15 protein-coding genes and 1 pseudogene are annotated in these 22,505 nt (G+C 69.3%); 4 read left to right on the forward strand and 12 right to left on the reverse strand.

The window, feature by feature from the left end; genetic code table 11:
* Positions 1 to 25 precede the first annotated feature (25 nt).
* From PO605_RS03920 to PO605_RS03970, 10 genes and pseudogenes are all read right to left on the reverse strand, one after another.
* Positions 26 to 604, reverse strand: coding sequence for a hemerythrin domain-containing protein (locus tag PO605_RS03920; protein WP_052195763.1), 579 nt, complete (start codon positions 602 to 604; stop codon positions 26 to 28).
* Complete coding sequence (locus PO605_RS03925; RefSeq protein ID WP_047470362.1) at positions 601 to 3,045, reverse strand: adenosylcobalamin-dependent ribonucleoside-diphosphate reductase; 2,445 nt, start codon at positions 3,043 to 3,045, stop codon at positions 601 to 603. Before PO605_RS03925 ends, PO605_RS03920 begins: the two co-directional genes overlap by 4 nt.
* A gap of 55 nt (positions 3,046 to 3,100) precedes the next feature.
* Positions 3,101 to 3,679: pseudogene (locus PO605_RS03930) on the reverse strand (carbonic anhydrase); the annotation flags it as partial.
* 385 nt (positions 3,680 to 4,064) lie between these two features.
* Positions 4,065 to 4,886, reverse strand: a complete 822-nt coding sequence (locus PO605_RS03940; protein ID WP_047470365.1) for a peptidylprolyl isomerase — start codon at positions 4,884 to 4,886, stop codon at positions 4,065 to 4,067.
* A gap of 94 nt (positions 4,887 to 4,980) precedes the next feature.
* Entirely contained in the window at positions 4,981 to 5,718 is a 738-nt protein-coding gene (narI, locus tag PO605_RS03945) for a respiratory nitrate reductase subunit gamma (protein ID WP_012203043.1), read from the reverse strand.
* Positions 5,715 to 6,428, reverse strand: coding sequence for a nitrate reductase molybdenum cofactor assembly chaperone (narJ, locus tag PO605_RS03950; protein WP_013804386.1), 714 nt, complete (start codon positions 6,426 to 6,428; stop codon positions 5,715 to 5,717). The genes narI and narJ overlap by 4 nt, the downstream gene beginning before the upstream one ends.
* A gap of 11 nt (positions 6,429 to 6,439) precedes the next feature.
* Positions 6,440 to 7,981: a nitrate reductase subunit beta gene (gene narH, locus PO605_RS03955; protein ID WP_043820333.1), complete on the reverse strand. Its 1,542-nt coding sequence runs from the start codon at positions 7,979 to 7,981 to the stop codon at positions 6,440 to 6,442.
* A gap of 18 nt (positions 7,982 to 7,999) precedes the next feature.
* Positions 8,000 to 11,794, reverse strand: a complete 3,795-nt coding sequence (locus PO605_RS03960; RefSeq protein WP_047472643.1) for a nitrate reductase subunit alpha — start codon at positions 11,792 to 11,794, stop codon at positions 8,000 to 8,002.
* A 67-nt stretch (positions 11,795 to 11,861) separates the two neighbouring features.
* Entirely contained in the window at positions 11,862 to 13,316 is a 1,455-nt protein-coding gene (locus PO605_RS03965) for an MFS transporter (protein WP_047472647.1), read from the reverse strand.
* Positions 13,317 to 13,332: 16 nt separating this feature from the next.
* On the reverse strand, positions 13,333 to 14,655 hold the full coding sequence (locus PO605_RS03970) for an MFS transporter (RefSeq protein ID WP_047472644.1): 1,323 nt from the start codon (positions 14,653 to 14,655) through the stop codon (positions 13,333 to 13,335).
* A gap of 204 nt (positions 14,656 to 14,859) precedes the next feature.
* Here PO605_RS03970 and PO605_RS03975 point away from each other — a divergent pair, with 204 nt between their 5' ends.
* Complete coding sequence (locus PO605_RS03975; RefSeq protein ID WP_047472645.1) at positions 14,860 to 16,275, forward strand: hypothetical protein; 1,416 nt, start codon at positions 14,860 to 14,862, stop codon at positions 16,273 to 16,275.
* Positions 16,276 to 16,390: 115 nt separating this feature from the next.
* On the opposite strand, the gene PO605_RS03980 is transcribed toward PO605_RS03975, so the two are convergent.
* Complete coding sequence (locus PO605_RS03980; protein WP_272206120.1) at positions 16,391 to 17,353, reverse strand: helix-turn-helix transcriptional regulator; 963 nt, start codon at positions 17,351 to 17,353, stop codon at positions 16,391 to 16,393.
* Positions 17,354 to 17,483: 130 nt separating this feature from the next.
* On the opposite strand from PO605_RS03980, the gene PO605_RS03985 reads away from it, so the two are divergent.
* From PO605_RS03985 to PO605_RS03995, 3 genes are read left to right on the forward strand one after another with little or no spacing between them, the layout of a single operon-like run.
* Positions 17,484 to 19,478: a TonB-dependent receptor gene (locus tag PO605_RS03985; protein WP_047473078.1), complete on the forward strand. Its 1,995-nt coding sequence runs from the start codon at positions 17,484 to 17,486 to the stop codon at positions 19,476 to 19,478.
* A gap of 26 nt (positions 19,479 to 19,504) precedes the next feature.
* A complete protein-coding gene (locus PO605_RS03990; RefSeq protein ID WP_272206121.1) occupies positions 19,505 to 20,572 on the forward strand; it encodes a class I SAM-dependent methyltransferase in 1,068 nt (355 codons plus the stop codon).
* The gene (locus tag PO605_RS03995; RefSeq protein WP_272206122.1) at positions 20,569 to 21,810 is read left to right on the forward strand and encodes an MFS transporter; all 1,242 of its coding nucleotides are present in this window, start codon (positions 20,569 to 20,571) and stop codon (positions 21,808 to 21,810) included. The genes PO605_RS03990 and PO605_RS03995 overlap by 4 nt, the downstream gene beginning before the upstream one ends.
* A gap of 4 nt (positions 21,811 to 21,814) precedes the next feature.
* On the opposite strand, the gene PO605_RS04000 is transcribed toward PO605_RS03995, so the two are convergent.
* Complete coding sequence (locus PO605_RS04000) at positions 21,815 to 22,486, reverse strand: response regulator (protein ID WP_016446642.1); 672 nt, start codon at positions 22,484 to 22,486, stop codon at positions 21,815 to 21,817.
* Positions 22,487 to 22,505 lie beyond the last annotated feature (19 nt).

The following is a 22,505-nucleotide window of genomic DNA, read 5'->3' on the forward strand; positions in this document are numbered from 1 at the left end:
CGGCTCCCGCGCGCTGCCGGCGGCGCTATCTCCGTGACAGGTCAGCGCCCCGCCGCACCGCCATCTCGCGGCCCATGGCCGCCTGCGCTGCCTCTGGCAGCATGCCGCGCGCCTGCGGGTAGGCCAGCCGCTCTTCATTCTCGACATGGCTGGCATAGCAGGCCGCGAAGCGTTCGAACACCGCCTCGTCAGCCGCGCCAAAGCCCTGGCAACGGTCCTCGGCCATGTCCAGCAGCGGCTGGCGCGCCAGCGCCCAGTCGGCGCTCATCAGGCCATGCTCGTGCTGCAGGCGCTGCACCAGGGCCACGGTCTGCGCATCGCCCTGCTCCAGCAGCGGCGGGAAGACATGCAGCTCTTCGTCCTCATGGTGCAGCGGCGCCGCCTGGTCGAAGTAGCGCAGGATGTCGCGCGCCGCCTGGCGTGCGCTGTCGTCGCAACCTTTGGTCTGGAGATGCACGCGCAGCCGGTCCAGCAGCGCCAGCATGCGCAGCACGCGCTCGTGGCAGGCTTCGAGCATCTCGAAGGGCTGGTCGAAGCCCGTGCCGGGCGCGCGCCAGCCGGGCACGGCATCGCCCTGCGGGCGTGGGGCCACGGCAACTTTCACCCGCAACTCCCCAGATGGCCGCAGGCCGTGCAGTACTCGCAGCCGTCCTTCCGGATCACGGCATGGGCGCCGCATTCCTCGCATTTGCGGCCGGCCATGACCATGGGGTCGGTGGCCAGGGCCTCGGGCTCGGGCAGCGGCGATGGGGCGGGCGGCGCGCCGCTGCCGCGCCGGGCCAGGATGTTCTGCACCGCATAGGCGATGGCGGCCACCTCGGAGTCGTGCCACATGGGCACGCGTGTGCCGTCGTCGCGCTGGTGGGTGCCCAGGCGCACGGGGCCCCGGTCCCAGGCCACCTTGCGCATGTCGCTGAGGGCGCGCTCCAGGAAGCCGCCGCGCGCGGCCAGTGACAGCAGGCGCATGCTGGAGGTCACCCACTGCTGGGATTCGCCGCTCTGGCCCACGGGCATGAAGAATTCGATGGCGCGGTCCACCGTGCGGCCATCGGGCAGGACCACGGGCAGGAAGGAGACGACCAGGTACAGGCGCTTGGGGCCTTGCTGGGTCCAGTACTCGATCTTCTCGGCCACGGCGTCCAGCGCGCCCTGCGGGCGGCTTTCTATCACGGTGCGCAGCGGGTCGGGTGCGGAAGCCGCCGCTCCCGCCGGCGCGGGGGAGGCCGGCTGTTCAGCAGATTCGGGCGCATGGGTCTCGAGCACGGCGCCCAGGATGGTGTTGGGCCGGTAGGTGGCCAGGCCCTTGAGACCTGCCTTCCAGGCCTGGCGGTACAGGTCCTTGAAGTCCTCGTAGGGGTAGTCGGCCGCCACGTTGACGGTCTTGGAGATCGCCGTGTCCACGAAGGGCTGCACGGCCTGCATCATGGCGATGTGGCCGGCCGCAGGCATCTGCAGCGCGCTGACGAAGTACTCGGGCAGCTGCTGCACGTCGCCCCCCAGCGAGCGGTACAGGCGCCAGGCATGGTCCTCGACCGCGTACTCGGCGCTGCCGCCATCGGCCGTGCGTTTCTTGCGCTTGTAGGTCCAGGAGAACGGCGGCTCTATACCGTTGGAGGCGTTGTCGGCAAAGGCCAGGCTGACCGTGCCCGTAGGCGCGATGGACAGCAGGTGGCTGTTGCGTATGCCGTGCGTGCGTATGCGCTGGCGCAGCGCATCGGGCAGGCGGCTGGCGAAGGTGCCTTCGGCCAGGTAGCCATCGGCGTCGAACTTGGGGAAGGCCCCCTTCTCGCGCGCCAGCTCCACCGAGGCGCCATAGGCCGCATCGCGCATGCGCTCGGCAATGCGCGCGGCCATGGCCCGGCCCTCGGGCGCGTCGTAGCGCAGGCGCAGCATGGCCAGCGCATTGCCCATGCCGGTGAAGCCCACGCCGATGCGCCGCTTGGCCTCGCTTTCCTCGCGCTGCTGCGGCAGCGGCCACCAGGTCAGCTCCAGCACGTTGTCCAGCGCACGCACCTGCACGCCCACGGCGCGCTCGAAGGCCTCGAAGTCGAACGCAGGCTCGCCCGCGAAGCCGAACGGATGGCGCACGAAGCGCGTGAGGATGACGGGGCCGAGGTCGCAGCAGCCGTAGGAGGGAAGCGGCTGTTCGCCGCAAGGATTCGTCGCCGCGATCTCCTCGCAGTAGCGCAGGTTGTTGTCGTCGTTGATGTGGTCCAGAAAGAGGATGCCGGGCTCGGCGAAGTCGTAGGCCGAGCGCATGATGGTGTCCCACAGCGTGCGGGCGGGCAGGGTCTGGTAGACCCACTGGCCGTCGGTGCGCTGGTGGGCACCCTGCTCCAGCAGGGCGGTGCCGGGGCGGGCGCGGTGCACCAGGTGCCAAGGCTGGTCTTCGGCCACGGCCTGCATGAAGGCGTCGCTGACGCCGACCGAGACGTTGAAGTTGTTCCAGCGGCCCGGCGTGCGCTTGGCGGTGATGAATTCGAGCACGTCGGGGTGGTCGATGCGCAGCACGCCCATCTGGGCGCCGCGCCGCGCGCCCGCGCTTTCCACGGTGGCGCAGGACTGGTCGAAGACGTTGATGTAGCTGCACGGGCCCGAGGCCAGCGAGGCGGTGGCGCGCACCTCGGCGCCACGCGGGCGGATGCGCGAGAAGTCGTAGCCCACGCCGCCGCCGCGGCGCATGGTTTCGGCGGCTTCGCGCAGGGCTTCGTAGATGCCGGGGTAGCCGCCGTCGTCCACGCCCTGGATGCAGTCGCCCACGGGCTGCACGAAGCAGTTGATCAGCGTGGCCTGCAGGTCGGTGCCGGCCGCGCTCATGATGCGCCCCGCGCCTATGGCGCCGGCCTGCAGGTTGGCCAGGAACAGGGCCTCGCATTCGGCGCGGCGCGCCTCGGGCTCGACCGAGGCCAGGGCGCGGGCCACGCGGGCGTAGAGCTCACCCACACCGGTCTCGCCGTCCTTGAGGTATTTCTCGCGCAGCACATCGAGGCTGATGGGCTGCAGATCCGCCGCGTCCTGCGCGCGGCCCAGGTTTTCGCGATGCATTGGCATGGCTCCCGTGTTGACTTGCCTGCCGCCGTCCCTGGCACTTGCTCGGGCCTCAGTCGACAAGCACTTGTCCATCATGCTCCACGTAGGGCGGGTACGGCCCGGTGCCGCTGTGCGGAGCTTGAGATGCCGCAACAAAGCGGCCGGTCTGGACATCGAAGACATGGACTTCGCCGTCTTCGATGACATAGTGCCATCCGTGCAGGCTGAGCTGCCCGGCCTCTACCCGCGATCGCACCATGGGATAGTCCATCAGCCGTTCGAGCTGCAGCACGACGGCGCGCTGCTCGGTGCGGCGCAGCGCCTCGGGGCCGGCCTGCACGGGCAGCACGGCCTCGCGGCCCAGGTCCAGCCAGCGCTGCAGGTTGCGCGCCTCGGGCGAGACTTCTCCATACAGGGCCTTGATGGCTCCGCAGTGGCTGTGGCCGCAGACCACGATGCGGCTGACCTGCAGGTTGAGCACGGCGAATTCGATGGCCGCCGCCGTGCCGTGGTGGCCGTGCGATCCGTCGTACGGCGGCACGAAGGCGCCCACGTTGCGCACCAGGAACAGCTCGCCCGGCGGCGCCCCCGTGAGCAGGTAGGGCACGAGGCGCGAGTCCGAGCAGCCGATGAACAGCGTAGTGGGATGTCAGGGCCTGCCCGCCCTCATCTGGGGTCGCGAAGCTGCATGCCAGCGTGCCAATCAAGGCGCGCGACGCCGTGCGTGTGTCCACACGCACAAGGAGTGCAACGCGGAGTGGCGCGCTGGCATGCAGCTTCCCTTCGGGTTGCCCCGCTCCAGGGCCGTCTGCGGCGTTGCCCGCGCTTGCAAGGCACATGCCTTGCGGCGCACGTGCGCCTTGCATACGACCCTGGAGCGGGGCAACGCGATCCCCAGATGAGGGCGGGCAGGCCCTCGCCTCTTCGACCAGGGTGCGGAACTGCGCGCGGTACTGCGGGAAGGCGTGCTCGTGGAAGCGCCGCAGGCGCAGCAGCAGTTCGTCGTCGGGCATGGGCACTGCGCCTTTGCCCGGCTATTGCACCAGCGGCGAGTCGGCCGCAGCGATGCGCACGCCCACCACTTCGGACTGGCCGGCCAGCAGCTGCAGGTACTGGTGGAGCGCGCTCACCCAGGTCTGCTGGTGCAGGGCCTGGGCGACGGCCGGGCGCGCCTGCTGCCAGTCGGGCAGAACGCCCGCCTCGCGCGCGCAGACCTCGACCACGTGCAGGCCGAAGCGGCTGTGCACCAGGCGCGGCAGCACGCCGATTTCCTGGGAGGCAAAGACATCGCGCGCGAATTCGGGCGCGCAATCGCTGCGGCCCAGCCAGCCCAGTTCGCCGCCATGTTGGCCGCTGGGGCAGTTGGACCATTGGCGCGCGGCCTCGGCAAAGCGCAGGCCGGCGTCGTCGGCGCAGCGCAGCTCGATCAGCAGGGCCTCGGCCCGCTGGGTGAGGGCGCGCACGTCCACGCCGGGCGTGACGGCAAACAGCACGTGGCGCAGGCGCACGCGCTCGCCCTGGGCGAAGCGCGCGGGGTTGGCATCGAAGTGGCGGCGGCAGGCGTCCTCGCCGGGCTCGGGCAGGTGCAGCGATCGCTCCAGCAGCTGCTCTATGGCCTGGGAGGCGCGCTCGCTGATGACGCCGTCGTCGCCGGCCGCATCATCGGCGCCCAGCAGGCCTTCGCGCTGGGCCGCCTGGCGCAGCAGCTCGGTGCAGGCGCGCTGGCGCAGTTCGCGCTCGGGCGGGCGCTGTCCGGGTGCGTGCAGCGGCGTGGCGTTGATGCGGGCCACCTCGGCACCGGCCTCGCCCACGGGCTGGAAGGCCGGCACTTCGGGAATCGCCGGGAGATCCCCCATCGGGGCAGAAGAAGTAGAAGAAGAAGGGGTTGAAGACGCGCAGCCGCAGTGGCCGCCGCCCGATCCGTTGCATCCATGTTCCATGTCGATCTCCTCAATGGCCGGGCTTGGCGTCACGGCGTGCCGACGATGCGGGCAGGCCCAGGCGGCGCGAGCGCACCAGCTGGTAGGGACGCAGCAGGTAGACCAGGGTGCCGAAGCCGCTCCAGACGTGGACCAGGCGCGTGAAGGGGAAGACCAGGAAGATGCTCATGCCCAGGAACATGTGGGCCTTGAACACCCAGCCGGCCTCGGCCAGCAGTTCGGCCGCGCCGCCACGGAAGGTGACGATGCGCTGCGCCCATTCGGCCAGGGCCATCATCATGGAGCCGTCCATGTGCTTTGCAGACAGCGGGATGGTGGCCAGGCCCAGCAGCAGCTGCAGCCACAGCAGCCAGAGGATGGCGATGTCGCTGAACCTGGAGTGGGCGCGGATGCGCACGTCCGACAGCCGGCGGTGCAGCAAGATGGTGAGGCCGATGAAGCCCAGCGTGCCCGCGATGCCGCCGCTGACCATGGCCAGCAGCTGCTTGGCGCCTGCGGCCATGAAGGGCTCGTAGACGAAGTGCGGCGTGAGCATGCCCACGGTGTGGCCGAAGAACAGGAACAGCACGCCGATGTGGAACAGGTTGCTGCCCCAGCGCAGGCTGCCGCTGCGCAGCAGCTGCGAGGAGTCGCTCTTCCAGGTGTACTGGTCGCGGTCGAATCGCAGCCAGCTGCCGATGAAGAACACGGCCAGGCAGATGTAGGGGTAGAGGCCGAAGAGCAGGTGGTCTATCCAGGAGGGGGTCATGTCAGGCTCCTTTGGCGGGGTCCTTGGGCTTGGGGCGCCGCCGTGCGGCGCACGAAATGCACGGGCTGCTCGGCGCCGGGGCGCGATTGGCCCTGGCTGCTGCAGCCGTCGAAGGCGGCGGGTTCAGCCCAGGCCTCGTCCATGGCGGGCTCGGGGCGGATTTCCACGCGCTCGGCCCTGTGGCCGGTGATCTCCAGCACGGCCGCGATCACGCTGGCGTAGGGGCTGTCGCGCCGCGCCAGCGCCGTGAACAGGGCGTTGAGGATGTGGGCCATCTCGCCCAGGAATTCACGGGCGATGGCCGGCGGCTGGGTGGAGGCGAACTCCAGCACCACGGCCAGGTGGTCGGGCAGTTCGTCGGCCTCGAAGGCCAGGCCCGCGCGCTCGTAGGTCTGCTGCAGGTCGATCAGCGCCGGGCCCCGGTCGGCCGAGTCGCCGTGCACATGCTCGAACAGGTGCAGCGAGGTCTGGTGGCCCCGGTCGAAGGTGTCCACGTAGCGGGCCTCGGCCTCGAAGGGGTCCATGGCCTGCAGCTGCTCGGCCAGCTGCTGCAACTCGCGCAGCCGCGCCGGCGCCACGGATTGCTCCAGGCGCAGGGCGTCGATCAGGCCCGGCAGCAGGGCGCGCAGCTCGGCGCCCGGGTAGCCGATGAGGCAGGCCAGCGCGCGCAGCGTCAGGCGCACGGGGGTGGAGGTGTTGTGATTGAACATGGCGGCAGTCCTCACATTTGCGCGCGGATGGGGATGGTTCGCGGCTTCTTGCCGCCGAACAGGCTGGCGTCGGTGTTGCCGTCAGAACAGCCGTTGCCGAACGAGAAGCCGCAGCCGCCGCGCAAATCGAACGCGCTTTCGGCGTATTCGCGGTGGGCCGAGGGGATGACGAAGCGGTCCTCGTAGTTGGCGATCGCCATGGTCTGGTACATGTCCTCGACCTCGTGCACCGTCAGTCCCGCGTACTGGAGCACGGCCAGGTTCTGTTCCTGGTCCACGTGCTTGCTGCGCTGGTACGCGCGCATGGCCAGCATGCGCTCCAGCGCGCGCACCACGGGCGTGGTGTCGCCGGCGGTGAGCAGGTTGGCCAGGTACTGCACGGGGATGCGCAGCTGCGAGACATCGGGCAGGTCGCCATTGATGGGGCTGCGGCCGACACTGTCGAGATGCCCGGCGTTCGCCGCCGAGGTGATGGGCGACAGCGGCGGCACATACCAGACCATGGGCAGGGTGCGGTACTCGGGGTGCAGCGGCAGGGCCACCTTCCAGTCCACGGCCATCTTGTAGACGGGGCTGGACTGGGCGGCCTCGATCCAGGCGTCGGGGATGCCGTCGATGCGGGCCTGGCGGATGACCTCGGGGTCATTGGGGTCCAGGAAGATGTCCAGCTGCGCCTGGTAGAGGTCGCGGTCGCGCTCCACGCTGGCCGCTTCCTCGATGCGGTCGGCGTCGTACAGCAGCACGCCCAGGTAGCGGATGCGGCCCACGCAGGTTTCGGAGCAGACGGTGGGCTGGCCGGCCTCGATGCGCGGGTAGCAGAAGATGCATTTTTCGGCCTTGCCGCTTTGCCAGTTGTAGTAGATCTTCTTGTAGGGGCAGCCCGAGACGCACATGCGCCAGCCGCGGCACTTGTCCTGGTCGATGAGGACGATGCCGTCCTCCTCGCGCTTGTAGATCGAGCCCGAGGGGCAGGACGCCACGCAGGCCGGGTTCAGGCAGTGCTCGCACAGGCGCGGCAGGTACATCATGAAGGTGTTCTCGAACTGGCCGTAGATGTCCTTCTGGATCTGCTCGAAGTTCACGTCATGGCTGCGCTTGCTGAATTCGCCGCCCAGGATTTCCTCCCAGTTCGGACCCCATTCGATCTTCTCCATGCGCTGGCCCGAGATCAGGCTGCGTGCGCGCGCCGTGGGCGCGGCCTTGCTTTCCCTGGCCGACTGCAGGTGCTCGTAGTCGTAGGTGAAGGGTTCGTAGTAGTCGTCGATCTGGGGCAGGTTGGGGTTGGCGAAGATGCGCATCAACAGGCTCCACTTGCCGCCCTGGCGGGGCGCGATGGAGCCGTCCGTGCGGCGCATCCAGCCGCCGTTCCACTTGGCCTGGTTTTCCCACTCGCGCGGGTAGCCGATGCCGGGCTTGGTCTCGACGTTGTTGAACCAGGCGTATTCGACGCCGGGGCGGCTGGTCCAGACGTTCTTGCAGGTGACGGAGCAGGTGTGGCAGCCGATGCACTTGTCCAGGTTCAGCACCATGCCGATCTGTGCGCGGATTTTCATCGTGTTTCTCCTTGTTGTTCAGGCATGGGCGGCCGCGCCGGCCTCGGCTTCGTCATCCAGCCAGTCGATGCGGCGCATCTTTCGGACCAGGACGAACTCGTCGCGGTTGGTGCCGATGGTTCCGTAGTAGTTGAAGCCGTAGCTGTACTGCGCGTAGCCGCCGATCATGTGGGTGGGCTTGAGCACGATGCGCGTGACCGAGTTGTGGATGCCGCCGCGCGTGCCGGTGATCTCCGAGCCCGGCGTGTTGATGGTCTTCTCCTGCGCGTGGTACATCATCACCATGCCCGGCTTGACGCGCTGGCTGACCACGGCCCGCGCCGCGATGGCGCCGTTGGCGTTGTACAGCTCCACCCAGTCGTTGTCGGCGATGCCGGCGCTCTTGGCGTCGTCCTCGCTGAGCCAGACGATGGGGCCGCCACGCGCCAGCGTGAGCATCATCAGGTTGTCGCCGTAGGTGGAGTGGATGCCCCACTTCTGGTGCGGCGTGATGAAGTTCAGCGCGATCTCGGGGTGGCCGTTGGGCTTTTGGCCCTGCACTTCCTGCAGCGCCTTCATGTGCACGGGCGGGCGGTAGCTGACGAAGCCTTCGCCGAAGTCGCGCATCCACGGATGGTCCTGGTAGAACTGCTGGCGGCCGGTGAGGGTGCGCCATGGGATCAGCTCATGCACGTTGGTATAGCAGGCGTTGTAGCTGACCTTCTCGCTTTCCAGGCCCGACCAGGTGGGCGAGCTGATGATCTTGCGCGGCTGGGCCTGGATGTCGCGAAAGCGGATCTTCTCGTCCTCGCGGTGCAGGGCCAGGTGGGCGTGCTCGCGCCCCGTCTGCTTCGACAGCGCCTCCCAGGCCTTGACGGCCACGTGGCCGTTGGTCTCGGGCGCCAGCATCATCACCACCTCGGTGGCGTCGATGTCGGTGACGATGCGCGGGCGGCCCTGGCTCACGCCTTCCTCGCGCACCAGGCCGTTGAGCTCGCCCAGCTGCTCCACCTCGGTCTCGGTGTTCCAGGCTATGCCCTTGCCGCCGTTGCCCAGCCTGTCCATCAGCGGGCCCAGGGCCGTGAAGCGCTTGTAGAGGTTGGGATAGTCGCGCTCGACCACGGCAATCTGCGGCGCGGTCTTGCCGGGGATCAGGGCGCACTCGCCCTTCTTCCAGTCGCGCACGCCATCGGGCTGGGCCAGCTCGGCGGGGGTGTCGTGCATCAGCGGCGTGAGCACCACGTCCTTTTCCACGCCCAGGTGGCCCACGCAGACCTCGCTGAAGGACTTGGCGAAGCCCTTGTAGATCTCCCAGTCGCTCCTGGCCTGCCAGGCCGGGTCCACGGCCGCCGACAGCGGATGTATGAAGGGGTGCATGTCGCTGGTGTTGAGGTCGTTCTTCTCATACCAGGTGGCCGTGGGCAGGACGATGTCCGAGTACAGGCAGGTGGTGCTCATGCGGAAGTCCAGCGTGACCAGCAGGTCCAGCTTGCCCTCGGGTGCCTTGTCGTGCCAGCGCACCTCCTGCGGCTTGGCTTCATCGTGGCCGAGGTCCTTGCCCTGCACGCCGTGCGTGGTGCCCAGCAGGTGCTTGAGGAAGTACTCGTGGCCCTTGCCCGAGCTGCCCAGGATGTTGGAGCGCCACACGAACATGTTGCGCGGCCAGTTGGCCGGGTGGTCGGGGTCCTCGCAGCTCATGGACAGCGAGCCGTCCTGCAGGGACTGCACCACGTGGTCCTTCACGTCCAGGCCCTGGGCCTGGGCGTCGCGCACCAGCTGCAGCGGGTTGGCCTGCAGCTGCGGCGCGCTGGGCAGCCAGCCCATGCGCTCGGCGCGCACGTTGTAGTCGATCATGGCGCCGCCGTACTGGCTGCGGTCGGCCAGCGGGGACAGCACCTCCTCCACGCCCAGCTTCTCGTAGCGCCACTGGTCGGTGTGGGCGTAGAAGAAGCTGGTGGAGTTCATCTGGCGCGGCGGGCGCAGCCAGTCCAGCGCAAAGGCCAGCGCAGTCCAGCCGGTCTGCGGGCGCAGCTTTTCCTGGCCCACGTAGTGCGCCCAGCCGCCGCCGCTCTGGCCTATGCAGCCGCACAGCATCAGCATGTTGATGATGCCGCGGTAGTTCATGTCGCAGTGGTACCAGTGGTTCATGGCCGCGCCGATGATGACCATGGACTTGCCGCGCGTCTTCTCGGCGTTGTCGGCGAACTGGCGCGCAATGGCGATCACCTGGTCACGCGGCACGCCGGTGATCTTTTCCTGCCAGGCCGGGGTGTAGGGCGCATCGGCGTCATAGCCGCCATCAGCGCCCTCGGTGGCCTCACCCTCCAGGCCACGGTGGATGCCGTAGTTGCCCGCCAGCAGGTCGAACACGGTGGCCACGATGGCCTCCTCGCCGTCCAGCACCATGCGCGAGACGGGCACGCGGCGCAGCAGCACGTCCGTGCCCTGCTCGTTGGCGTCGAACCCCGGCGACTGCAGGCCGCCGAAGTAGGGGAAGGCCACGTCGGCCACTTCACTGTCCACGCCCTGGCCGTCCAGCACCGAGAGCTTGAGCTGCACGTCGTTGCCCGTGCGCGCCTCCTTGGATTCGAGGTTCCACAGGCCCTCGTCGGCACGGCCGGCCTCGCCCCAGCGAAAGCCGATGGAGCCGTTGGGCAGGGCCACGCCGCCGTCCTCGCCGTAGGCCACGGTCTTCCATTCGGGGTTGCTGTCCTGGCCCAGGTCGCCTTCGAAGTCGCTGGCGCGCACATAGCGCTCGGGAACCAGGGCCGTGCGGCCGTCGGGCAGTTGCTGGCGCTTGAGGCGGATCAGCAGCGGCAGGTCGGTGTAGCGGCGCGCATAGTCCTCGAAATAGGCCGGGCGGCCGCGCTCGCCGAAGTAGAACTCCTTGAGGATGACGTGGCCCATGGCCATGGCCACGGCCGCGTCCGTGCCCTGCTTGGGGTGCATCCACAGGTCGGCCAGCTTGGCGACCTCGGAGTAGTCGGGCGTGACGGCCACGACCTTGGCGCCCTTGTAGCGGACCTCGGTGAAGAAGTGGGCGTCGGGGGTGCGCGTCTGGGGCACGTTGGAGCCCCAGGCGATGATGAAGTTGGAGTTGTACCAGTCGGCGCTCTCTGGCACGTCGGTCTGCTCGCCCCATGTCTGGGGGCTGGCCGGCGGCAGGTCGCAGTACCAGTCGTAGAAGCTCATGCACACGCCGCCGATCAGGCTCAGGTAGCGGCTGCCTGCGGCATACGAGATCATGGACATGGCCGGAATCGGCGAGAAGCCGATGATGCGGTCCGGCCCGTGCTTCTTGATGGTGTAGACGTTGGCCGCCGCGATCATGCGGTTGACCTCGTCCCAGCTGCTGCGCACGAAGCCGCCCAGGCCGCGCTGCTTTTGCCACTCGCTGCGCGCATCCTCGTTCTCGACGATGGCGGCCCAGGCATCGACCGGGCTCCTGGCCACGGCCAGGGCAGCGCGCCAGTGCTTGAGCAGCCGGCCGCGCACCATGGGGTATTTGACGCGGTTGGCGCTGTACAGGTACCAGCTGTAGCTGGCGCCGCGCGCGCAGCCGCGCGGCTCGTGGTTGGGCAGGTCGGCGCGCGTGCGCGGGTAGTCGGTCTGCTGGGTCTCCCAGGTCACGATGCCGCCCTTGACGTAGATCTTCCACGAGCACGAGCCCGTGCAGTTCACGCCGTGCGTGGAGCGCACCACCTTGTCATGCGCCCAGCGGTCGCGGTAGGCGTCTTCCCAGGTGCGGTCCTCGCCCGTCACCTGGCCATGGCCGTTGGAGAATTCCTGCCGGGGCAGGGAGAAGTAGGAAAGCTTGTCCAGAAAATGGCTCATCGCGGGACTCCTTGTTGTTCGTTGCGGTGCGTTGCTGTTAGGTGCGGTAGTGCCTTAGGCGCGCAGCTCAGCAGGGCATCTCGGCGTTCCTGCGCGCGTAGTACCACCAGGTCACGCCCACGCACAGCACATAGAAGGCGGCAAACACCCACAGCGCCAGCTCGGGCCCGCCCGTGGCGGCGATGGAGCTGCCGTAGCTCTTGGGGATGAAGAAGCCGCCGTAGGCTCCCAGCGCGCCCGCAAAGCCCAGGGCGGCCGCGCCTTCGGTGTTGCCTTCCTTGAGGGCATGGGCCTGGGCTTCCTCGCTGGGATGGGCGCCGAGCTCGCGCTGCTTGAGCGCCAGGAAAATCGCCGGGATCATGCTGAAGGTCGATCCGTTGCCGATGCCCGTGGTCAGGAACAGCACCAGGAACATCAGGAAGAAGCCCATGAAGCTGCCCTCGGCAGGGCCGAAGCCCAGCGCGTAGCCGCCGCTGCCCTTGGGCAGGAAATACAGCACGCCCACCACGGCCACGGCCATGACCAGGAAGTTCCAGAACGTCACGCGCGCGCCGCCCGCCTTGTCGGCCAGCCAGCCGCCAAAGGGCCGCGACAGCGCGCCCAGCAGCGGGCCCAGCCAGGCATAGGCCAGCGGATTGACGGCCGGGAACTGGCTCTTGATCAGCAGCGGAAAGCCGGCGGCAAAGCCGATGAACGATCCGAAGGTGCCCAGGTACAGCAGGCACATCACCCAGTTGTGCTTGCGCCGGAAGATGGCGGCCTGGGCCGCGAAGCTGGCCTTGGCGTCGGCGATGTCGTTCATGCCGGACCAGGCGGCCAGCGAGGCGATGGCGATCCACGGCACCCAGATGAAGGCCGCGTTCTGCGCCCAGATCTTCGTGGCCTCGCCGGCCTTGGTGATGGTTTGCGCATCGCCGCCGAAGACACCGAAGATGCCGGCCGTGATCACCAGCGGGCTCAGGAACTGCACCACCGACACGCCCAGATTGCCCAGGCCCGCGTTCACGCCCAGCGCCGAGCCCTTGCGTTCCTTGGGAAAGAAGAAGCTGATGTTGGCCATGCTGGAGCTGAAATTGCCCCCGCCCAGGCCGCACAGCAGGGCCAGGATCAGCATGGTCGGATAGTCGGTCGCCGGGTCCTGCACCGCGTAGCCGATGCCGATGGCCGGGATCAGCAGCGAGGCCGTGGACAGCGCCGTCCAGCGGCGCCCGCCCATCAGCGGCACCATGAAGGAATAGAAGATGCGCAGCGTGGCGCCCGACAGCGCGGGCGCCGCCGCCAGCCAGAACAGCTGGTTGGTGGAGTAGGTGAAGCCCAGCGCGGGCAGGTTCACGGCCACCACGCTCCAGACCTGCCAGATGGCAAAGGCCAGGAACAGGGCGGGCACCGAGATCCAGAGGTTGATCCTGGCGATGGCCTCGCCCTCGCGCTCCCAGAACTGCCTGTCCTCGGGGCGCCAGAGGGTCAGCACGCTGCCGGGGCGGCTGCGGCGGGGCGCGTTGGTTGGGGTGTTCGCATGCATGTGCAACTCCTGCGGTTCAGCGCGCGGCCGGCTGCACATCGCTGCGGCCGCCGTGGCTGTTGAGCACGTCGGTGCGGCGCACCTCGGTGAAATACATCCAGATCAGCGACACCCAGACCACGCCGTACAGCAGCATGAAGGCGCTGGAGCGTATGCCCGTCCAGTCCAGCAGCACGCCGAACAGGATGGGCAGGATGAAGCCGCCCATGCCGCCGGCCAGGCCCACGATGCCGCTGATGGCGCCGATGTTTGCGGGGTAGTCGTCGCTGATGTACTTGAAGACGCTGGCCTTGCCGAAGGCCATGGCAATGCCCAGCAAGAACATCAGCGCGGTGAAGGCATGGACGTTCAGGCCCAGGTGCAGCGTTGTGCTGCCGTCCACCGTGGAGATGGTGAAATCCGTCTGCGGATAGGACAGCAGGAACAGGCAGATCCAGCACACCCACAGCACCCACCAGGTCACGCTGTGCGCGCCGTACCTGTCCGACAGCCAGCCGCCGATGGCGCGCAACACGCCGCCCGGCAGCGAAAAGCAGGCCGCCAGCAGGGCCGCCACGCGGATGTCCAGGCCGTACTCGCCCACGTAGTACTGCACCATCCACAGGCTCAGCGCCACATAGCCGCCGAAGACGATGCTGTAGTACTGGCAGTACTTGAGCACGCGCGGGTCCTTGAGCGCCTTCAACTGATCGCTGAAGCGCACATTGCTGGGCACCCGATGGGCCGGGTCGCTGTGGCTGAACAGCCAGAACAGCACCAGCGCGCCCAGCATGATGGCCGCGTAGGCATGCGGCACGGCGGCCCAGCCGAAGGCCACCAGGATCACCGGCGCCACGAACTTGTTGACCGCCGCACCCGAGTTGCCCGCGCCGTAGATGCCCATGGCCATGCCCTGGCGCTCCTTGGGAAACCAGCGCGCCACATAGGGCGTGCCCACCGAGAACGAGCCGCCCGACAGGCCCACGAACAGGCCGATGGTCAGGAAGTGCCAGTACTCGGTGGCATAGCCCATCATCCAGATCGCGGGCACGGTGACGGCCATCAGCACCGCCATCACGATGCGCCCGCCGTAGCGGTCGGTCCAGATACCCAACGGCACGCGCACCAGCGAGCCCGTGAGCACGGGCATGGCCGTGAGCAGGCCGAACTGCGTGGCGTTCAGATCCAGCATCTTCTTGATGGGGATGCCGATGATGCCGAACATCATCCAGACCATGAAGCAGACGGTGAAGGCCAGGGTGCTGACGGCCAGGACCGACCAGGCCTGGCGGTCGCGGCGTGTGCTTGTTCCCGGACTTTTTCGGGGATGGCCCTGTGCGGCGGGCGCTTGGTTTGCCATTTTGTTTTCCTCGTGGGGGCTATGGTTCCCATGGTCCCGCGCGAGGGCCGCGCCGCACATCCGCCAGCCGTACGCTCGGACAATGCGGAAGAACTAGGCGCGCGCAGGCAGGCCTAGTTCCAAAGAACTATGGCCGTTGCAATTCCACGGGAATGCACCCCGGCTACGCAGAGGGTCTGCCCACCCTTCGGATAGGCTTGCCGCATGCGACGCTTTCTCACCTTCAGGTTCTGGCGCTGGCCCCTGGCAGTGGCCCTGGCTTTGCCGTTGCTTGGCGTGCTGGTGCTGTGGGTGGCCAACCGGCATGACGACGAGCTGCTGCCCGAGGCCGCCGAGGCCCGGCGCTTCGTACCGCCTGACGCACAGGCCATGCGGCGCAACAGTTACTTCCTCCTGCTGGGGCTGGGTGCGCCTGCTGGCGAAGACCCGCAGCAGGCCGGAGAACAGGTCTTCATGCGTGATCTGGAGCGCTATCACCACCGCTTCGAGCACGACCAGGAATGGGCAGACCACGTGCAGGCAGCCTTCCAGACGGACGACCGCAAAAAACTGCGCTGTCCCGCTGCCGCGAACTGCATGGAACACTACGACGCAAGGCGCACGGCCATCGAAGAGGCTCTACGACGCCATTCGGAGACCCTCTCACGCTACCGGGCCTTGGGGGAGTCACCTGCATATGAAGAGGTTCCGGTGCCCTACGCGGGCTTTCAAATGCCCCGCTACGACGACCTGTTCTTCGCTTCCGAACTGGTGGGCATGCAAGCGGCGCTGCTGCTTCAATCGAATCAACCGCGTGAAGCGCTCGAATGCATGCGGCGCAACACCCAACTGCACCAGCGTCTGCTGGAGGGATCCCGCACCCTGATCGGCGCCATGGTCGTGCTGGCAGCAGCCTACAGGCATCAGCGGCTGCTCAGCGAGATGGCCCGTGCTTTTCCCGCGCTGGTAGCCCGCGACCACGACGCCTGGGAAACCGCGCTGGGCTCCTGGCCGCTGTCGCTGGCCCCTGCTGCTGAAGGAGAGATACGCTGGAGCATGGCCCTGGGTGCAGGCATGGTGGAGGCGTCGCCCTCCCTCATTCCTGCCTTCCGTGGCACATGGTCCGAGTTCATCGAGGAGTGGCTGAGCAATGCACTGGTGCGGCTGGCCTATCTGCCCCATCAGAGAGCCAATCTGGTTTGGCAACGCTGGGAGGACATGTCAGTCCTCGCACGCCTGCCCGCCCATGCGCTTGATGCAGCCATCGCGCAGCCGCAGCAACGCGTCTCGGACCTGGAGGGCCGGTGGACCTACTGGCCGCGCAATCTGATGGGCAGGAGCATGCTGGGTCTCGCGCAAGACATTGCGCTGCCCGCCAGACGGAAATACTTCCAGCGCACCCACGATATCGAAGGCCACCGACGTCTGGTGCGCCTGCAGTTGCAGGCCTATCGCCAGGGCATCACCTCGGCCGACATGGCCCATTGGCTGGAGCAGAGCCCTCAGGCATTGCGCTCGCCCTACACCCCGCAGCAGCCCATGCTGTGGGACAAGGAGCAGCAATCCCTGGTGTTCCAAGGCCGTGAACCACAGCCGCAAAACGCAGAGCCAAACAATGTCTACAGGGCGCGGCTGTTCTGAGTGCGCCGAGCGTTCCTCTTGGAACGGCAGCTTGCACGGGCTCAGGCCCATACGGAGCACCTCAAGCATGCACTCATCCCGTTGCAGACCAACCCAATCCACCGAAAGCCTCTTCTTACGAACGACGCCCGAAGACTGATTTCGGGCTGCGTCCGTAGAACCGCGTGAACGCGGCACTGAAGTTCGACGGATGGGCATAGCCCACCTGCCAGCCGGCCTGGGCGACCTGGCAGCCGGTCTCCAGCAGCGCCCAGGCGCGGCGCATGCGCAGCTCCAGCAGCAGGGCCTGGGGCGTGGTGCCGAAGACGGCGCGAAAGCCCTGCTTGAGCCGGTGCTCGCCCAGGCCCACGGCGGCGCTCAGGTAGGTCAGGGTCAGCGCGCGGTCCATCTGGGTGGACAGCAGTTCGCGCGCCTGCTCCAGCCGGGCCAGTTCGTCGGCCGACCAGCGCAGTGCCGCCTTGGCCGGCTGCGGCGCAGGCGCGAGATGCCGCAGCTCCAGCGCCGCCAGGCTCAGCATGGCGATGTGGCGGTCCAGCGCATCGGTGGGCTGGTGCCCGGGCGGCTGGGCCAGGCGCCGCGCCAGCGCCAGGCTGGCCGGCAGGCTGGCGCGGTGGTCCAAGGGCCGCACGCCGGCCGCGCCGTCCACCTGCGTCAGGCGCTGTGAGAGTTCAGGCCCCAGATAGCGGTCCAGCGCCGCGCCCGACAGCAGCAGGCGCAACTGGCGCACGGTCTGCCCGGCCGCATAGCGGCGCTCGCCCTGGCTGCCGCGAAAGGCTGCCAGCGTGGTCTGCCCCGCGCCGAAGCGCAGTGCCGCACCCGTACGCGCCACAAAGCCCGATTGCCCGGCCAGCCCCAGCGTGATGACCAGGGTGCGGCCCTGGTCCGAGGCATCGGCCTGCACGCTGTCCTCCACCAGGTCGTGCAGCGGGCAGTAGTGCGAGCGCGCCAGCACGATGCCGTCGCCCAGCGTGAAGCGCTCCGCATGGCAGTCGCCCAGCTCGGCGGGCAGGGCATGCCGCGTCCAGCCCGGCGCACAGGGCTGGGGCAAGGCAAGCGAGGAAGGGATGCGGGAGGTCATGGGAGAGGAATGGATGCGCGCTTCGCATAGGAAATGCTCCGGCGCGCATACGTTTTCAAATGATAGCGATTCTCATCTTCCCTAGCATCGGTCTCCAACGAGATTCCCTTTTGGAGAGGACGAGAAAACCATGGCATTCCCCCTTCGCTGGCCGGCCGCGCTGGCCCTGGCCCCCTTCACGGTGGCGGCCCAGGGCCAGGCGCCCGAAGCCACCCTGCCCGAGATCACGGTCACGGTGAACAAGCAGGCCGAGAGCCTGGACGCCGTGCCCGCCAGCGTCTCCGTTTTCGACGGCGCGGCGCTGGAGGCGGCTGGCGTGCGCGGGCTGGACGCGCTGTCCGCCCAGGTGCCGGGCTTTGTGTTCCAGGCCTTCGGCCAGTCAGGCGTGCAGCCGCCCGTGATGCGGGGGCTGACGGCCAACTTCGTGTCGTTCTCCTCGTCCACGCTGCTGCTGGTCGATGGCGTGCCCACGCTGATGGCCCAGGGCTTCGAGCACAACCTGCAGGGCGTGGACCGCGTGGAAGTGCTGCGCGGCCCGCAATCGACGCTGTACGGCCGCAATGCCGAAGCGGGCGTGGTCAGCATCGTCACGCGCCAGCCCGGCGACACGCCCTATGCATCGATCAGCGCCGAGGCCGGCAACCACGGCCAGCGCGCGGGCAGCTTCGAGCTGGGCCGCGCGCTGGTGCCGGGCCAGCTCTATATCGGCCTGTCGGGCGAGTGGCGCGCGCAGGACGGTTTCATACGCCAGCAGGCGACGGGAGCGCGCGTGGACGACCGCGAGCGCGCCAGCGGCCGCCTGGCCCTGCGCTGGACGCCCACGGCCGAGACCGAGGCCACGCTGCGCTACGCCCAGCAGCGCTGGGACGACGGCGCCGCGCAATGGGGCAGCATTGCCGCGCCGCGCGCCACGGTGAACTCGGGCACGGACAGCTGGAACCGCTCGCGCGGGCAGACGCTGTCGCTCGATGTCTCGCACCGCTTTGCCTCGGGCCTGCGGCTGCGCTCCATCACCGCGCGCAATGTCTTCGACGACCGCGTGCTGCAGGACACGGACTTCCAGCGCGCCGACCTGCTCCATGTGCGGCGCGACTACCGCCTGGCCACGACCTCGCAGGAACTGCGCCTGGAGGGCGAGGCCGCAGGCCTGTGGAACGCGCGCTGGCTGGCCGGCCTGTACCTGGACCGCGACGACCATGACCTGCGCTACGAGCAAAAGCTGCCCGCCGCGCTGATGCGGCCCACGGCCGGACTCAAGGGCAGCACGGCGGCGCTGTTCACGCACTGGACCGTCCCGCTGTCCGAGCGCTGGACGCTGGCGGCCGGCGCGCGCGTGGAGCGCAACCGCGTGGAACTGGCCCCCGTGGGCGCGGCGGCGCGCAGCGACGACTGGTCGCGCTTGAGCCCCAAGCTCTCGCTGCAATACCAGTGGTCGCCCCAGGGCCAGGTCTACACCAGCCTCAGCGAGGGCTACCGCGCGGGCGGCTTCAACGTGTTCTCTCCGGCCATGGGCTATGCGGCCTACGAGCCAGAGACCGTGCGCGCCTGGGAGATCGGCACCAAGGGCCGGCTGCTGGGGCAGCGCCTGCGCTATGCGGCCTCGGTCTACACCCAGCAGGTGCGCGACATGCAGGTGCAGCAGATGGGCCTGCCGGGCGTGGTCTACATCACCAATGCGGCGCGGGCGCGCTCCACGGGTGCGGACTTCGAGCTGGACTATGTGTTCGGCGGCGGCTGGCAACTGCAGACCGCCCTGGGCCTGAACCGCACGCGCTTCGGCACGTTCCGCGACGGCGGCGCCGTCTACGACGGCCACCGCAACCCGTTTGCGCCCGACATGACGGCCCATGTGGCGCTGCGCTACGACGCGCCCGGCCGCTGGTGGGCGCAGGCCGCCGTGCAGGGCACGGGCAAGGTCTACCTGGACGCCGCCAACGCCTACCGCCGCCCCGGCTACGGGCTGCTCAACCTGTCGGCCGGCTATGCCCAGGGGTCCTGGGAAATCGCCGCCTACCTGCGCAACGCCGCCAACCGCCGCTACGACGCCGTGGGCTACCTCAACGGCCAGGTCGTGGTCTACAGCCCGCCGCGCGAGTTCGGCGTGCGGCTGACCTGGCGCATGTGACTCCCTTTCGTGAAAAGGACCTTCCGATGAATACACCCCGCTGTGAATCCCCTACCCACGCCCCCTCCCACGCCCTGCAGCCGCTGTGGGACCTGGCCGCCGCCCAGGTCCAGGCCGAGGCCCTGGTGCTGGCGCTCGAATCGGGGGCACTGGACCGGCTGGCCACGCCACAGACGCCGGCCGAGCTGGCCCAGGCCCAGGGCTGGAACGAGGCCAATACCTCCCATTGGCTGGAATTGCTGTGGAGCATGCGCCTGCTGCGGCGCGGCCAGCACGCGCCCGTGAGCTACCTGCTGGCCACCGATGCGCTGCGCTACCTGCACAGCGCATCGCCCGAGTCCTGCGGCGCGGCCTGGCTGTTCCGCCTGCGCTCGCTGCGCCACTCCGCCACGCTGCTGCGCGGCCTGGTCGAGCACGGCCCAGCGGGCGACGGCACGGCCTCCAGCGCGCCCATGGCCACGGGCAATGCCGAAGGCTGGGCCGCCGCCGCGCGCGCCCAGATCGGCCAGGAGCAGCGCGCCGTCAGCGTGCCCGCCGCGCTGCAGGTGCTGGGCCAGGTGCCTGAAGCCAGTGCCGCGCGCCGCATGCTGGACCTGGGCGGCGGCCCCGGCTGGATCGCGCTGGCCCTGCTGCGCCGGCAGCCCGCGCTGCAGGCCAGCGTCTTCGACTGGCCCGAGGCCGTGGCCGTGGCGGCAGACAACGCCCGCCAGTCCCGCCTGTCCGACCGCTTCACCGCCCTGGGCGGCAACCTGGCCACGGACGGCATAGGCAGCGGCTACGACCTGGTCTGGTGCTCGTCCGTGCTGCACTTCGTGCCCGATGCGGCAGCCGTGGTCGCCAAGGTGTTCGACGCGCTGGCGCCCGGCGGCGTCTTCGTCTGCGCCCATGCCGAGGTGGATGAGACGCCCGAAGCCGCCCTGCGCACCCTGCCCTACTACCTGCCCATGCGCCTGCTGGGCCGCAGCGTGACCCGGCGCGGCGAGCTGCAGGCGCTGCTGGCGCAGGCGGGTTTCGAGCGCATCGAACGCATCGAGTCGCGCGAGTTTCCGATGGCACCGCTGGCCGTGCTCATTGCCCGCAAGGCCGCGCCATGAAGGCCGCAGCTCCCCGCCCTGTCTGGCTGCTCCAGGCACTTTTCGGCTGGCTGCACCTGGCGCTCACCGCGCCCAGCGTCTACCTCTGGCTGGGCCTGCCCCTGGTCATGCGCCAGCATGGCTGGTCGGGCACGGCCATCGGCCTGTTCCAGCTGGCGGGCCTGCCCGCGCTGATCAAGTTCGCGCTGGCCGCGCCCGTGGAAGCGCGCAGCGCGAACGGCCGGCCGCGCTACCGCGCCTGGGCGCTGGCCCTGTGCCTGGCTTATGCGGCCGTGCTGCTGGCCCTGGGCTGGCAGCAGTTGCTGGCCGAGCGCCTGTGGCTGTTCGGCCTGGCCTTCGCGGCCGCGCTGGCCGCCACCTGGGCCGACATTCCCGTCAGCGCCCTGGCCATCCGCCTGCTGCCCGCGTCCGAGCGCATGCGCGCCGGGGGCGTGCGCGCAGCGGCGCTGTCGCTGGGCGCCATCGTGGGCGGCGGGATGATGCTGCTCATGCAGGCGAAATGGGGCTGGCACGCGCCCTTCCTCTGCCTGGCCGGCGCGCTGGCCCTGGGCGCCCTGCTGCTGGCCTGGGTGGTGCGCCATGAGCCGGGGGATGCGCCCTCACCCCTGCTGCTGCCTGCGCCCAAAGCTGGACTGGCCGCCATGGTCCGCGGCTATGGCGCCCAGCCCGGCGCCTGGCGCTGGACCCTGGTGCTGGTCAGCTACTTCCCCTTCATCGGCGCGGCCTGGTTCTACCTCAAGCCGCTGATGCTGGACCATGGCTTCGCGCCCGCCCAGGCCGCCCTGCTGGCCGGCATGGGCGGCGGCGTGGTGGCTGCGCTGGCGGGCGCGGCCTCGCCCCTGCTCACGCACCGCCTGGGCACCCGGCGCGCCCTGCCCCTGTATGCGGGCGGCAACGTGGCGGCGCTGGCGCTGCTGGCGGCCGTCATCGCAGCCGGCGCCCCGGCCCCGGGCCTGGTCGCGGCCGTGGCCTGCGTGGCAGCAGCCATGGGCGCCTCCTCGGCCTGCGTCTTCGGACTGATGATGCAATTCGCCCGCCCGCGCTGGCAGGCCTTCGACTACGGCCTGCAGGCCAGCCTGTTCGCCGCCAGCCGCATGCTGGTGCCGCTGGCCGCCGGCGTGGCGCTGGACGCCGTGGGCGCGGCAGCCATGCTCACCGGGCTGACCGTAGCGGCCGCGCTGGCCTGGGTGTGGGCGATGCGGTGTGCGGGGGATGGTTGGGCTTCAGCCACAGCGTAGGCCGCTAATCCCGCTGCCGCTCCGACGCATACACCGCCGCCTGCACGCGCGAGCTCAGGCCCAGCTTGCGCAGGATGTGTTGCACATGGATCTTGACCGTGGTCTCGGCAATGTCCAGCGTGCGGGCGATTTCCTTGTTGCTGGCGCCTCGGGCGATCTGGACCAGCACCTCTTCCTCGCGCGGGGACAGCGGCGAGGCCGGGGCCTCGTCCGGCTCGGGCGCCTGGGGCTCGGGCGCGCCCTGGGACTGGAAGGCGGCCACCAGCTTGCCCATCATCTCGGGGCTGACCACAGGCTCGCCGCGCGCGGCGCGGCGCAGGGCCTCGGACAGCAGGTCGCCGTCGATGGTCTTGAGCAGATAGCCCTGGGCGCCGTTGCGCAGCGCGGCCGCCAGGTCCTGGCCGTCCTCGCTCACGGTGAGCATGACGACGCGGCTGCCGGGCGATGCGGCCCGCAGGCCCGCGATGGCATCGACGCCCGGCACGCCGGGCAGGTGGTTGTCCAGCAGGATGACCTGGGGCGCAAGCGCGGGTACCAGGCGCAGGGCCTCGCCCGCGTCGCCGGCCTCGCCGACCACGCGCAGGCCTGCGTCCTGGGCGATGAGGGCGATCAGGCCGCGGCGGAACAGCGTGTGGTCGTCGATGACGAAGACGGAGATGGGGCTGGAGAAGGACATGGGGCGGTCTTTTTCTTGC

The organism is Delftia sp. DT-2, from assembly GCF_028401915.1.
GTDB lineage: Bacteria > Pseudomonadota > Gammaproteobacteria > Burkholderiales > Burkholderiaceae_C > Comamonas > Comamonas tsuruhatensis.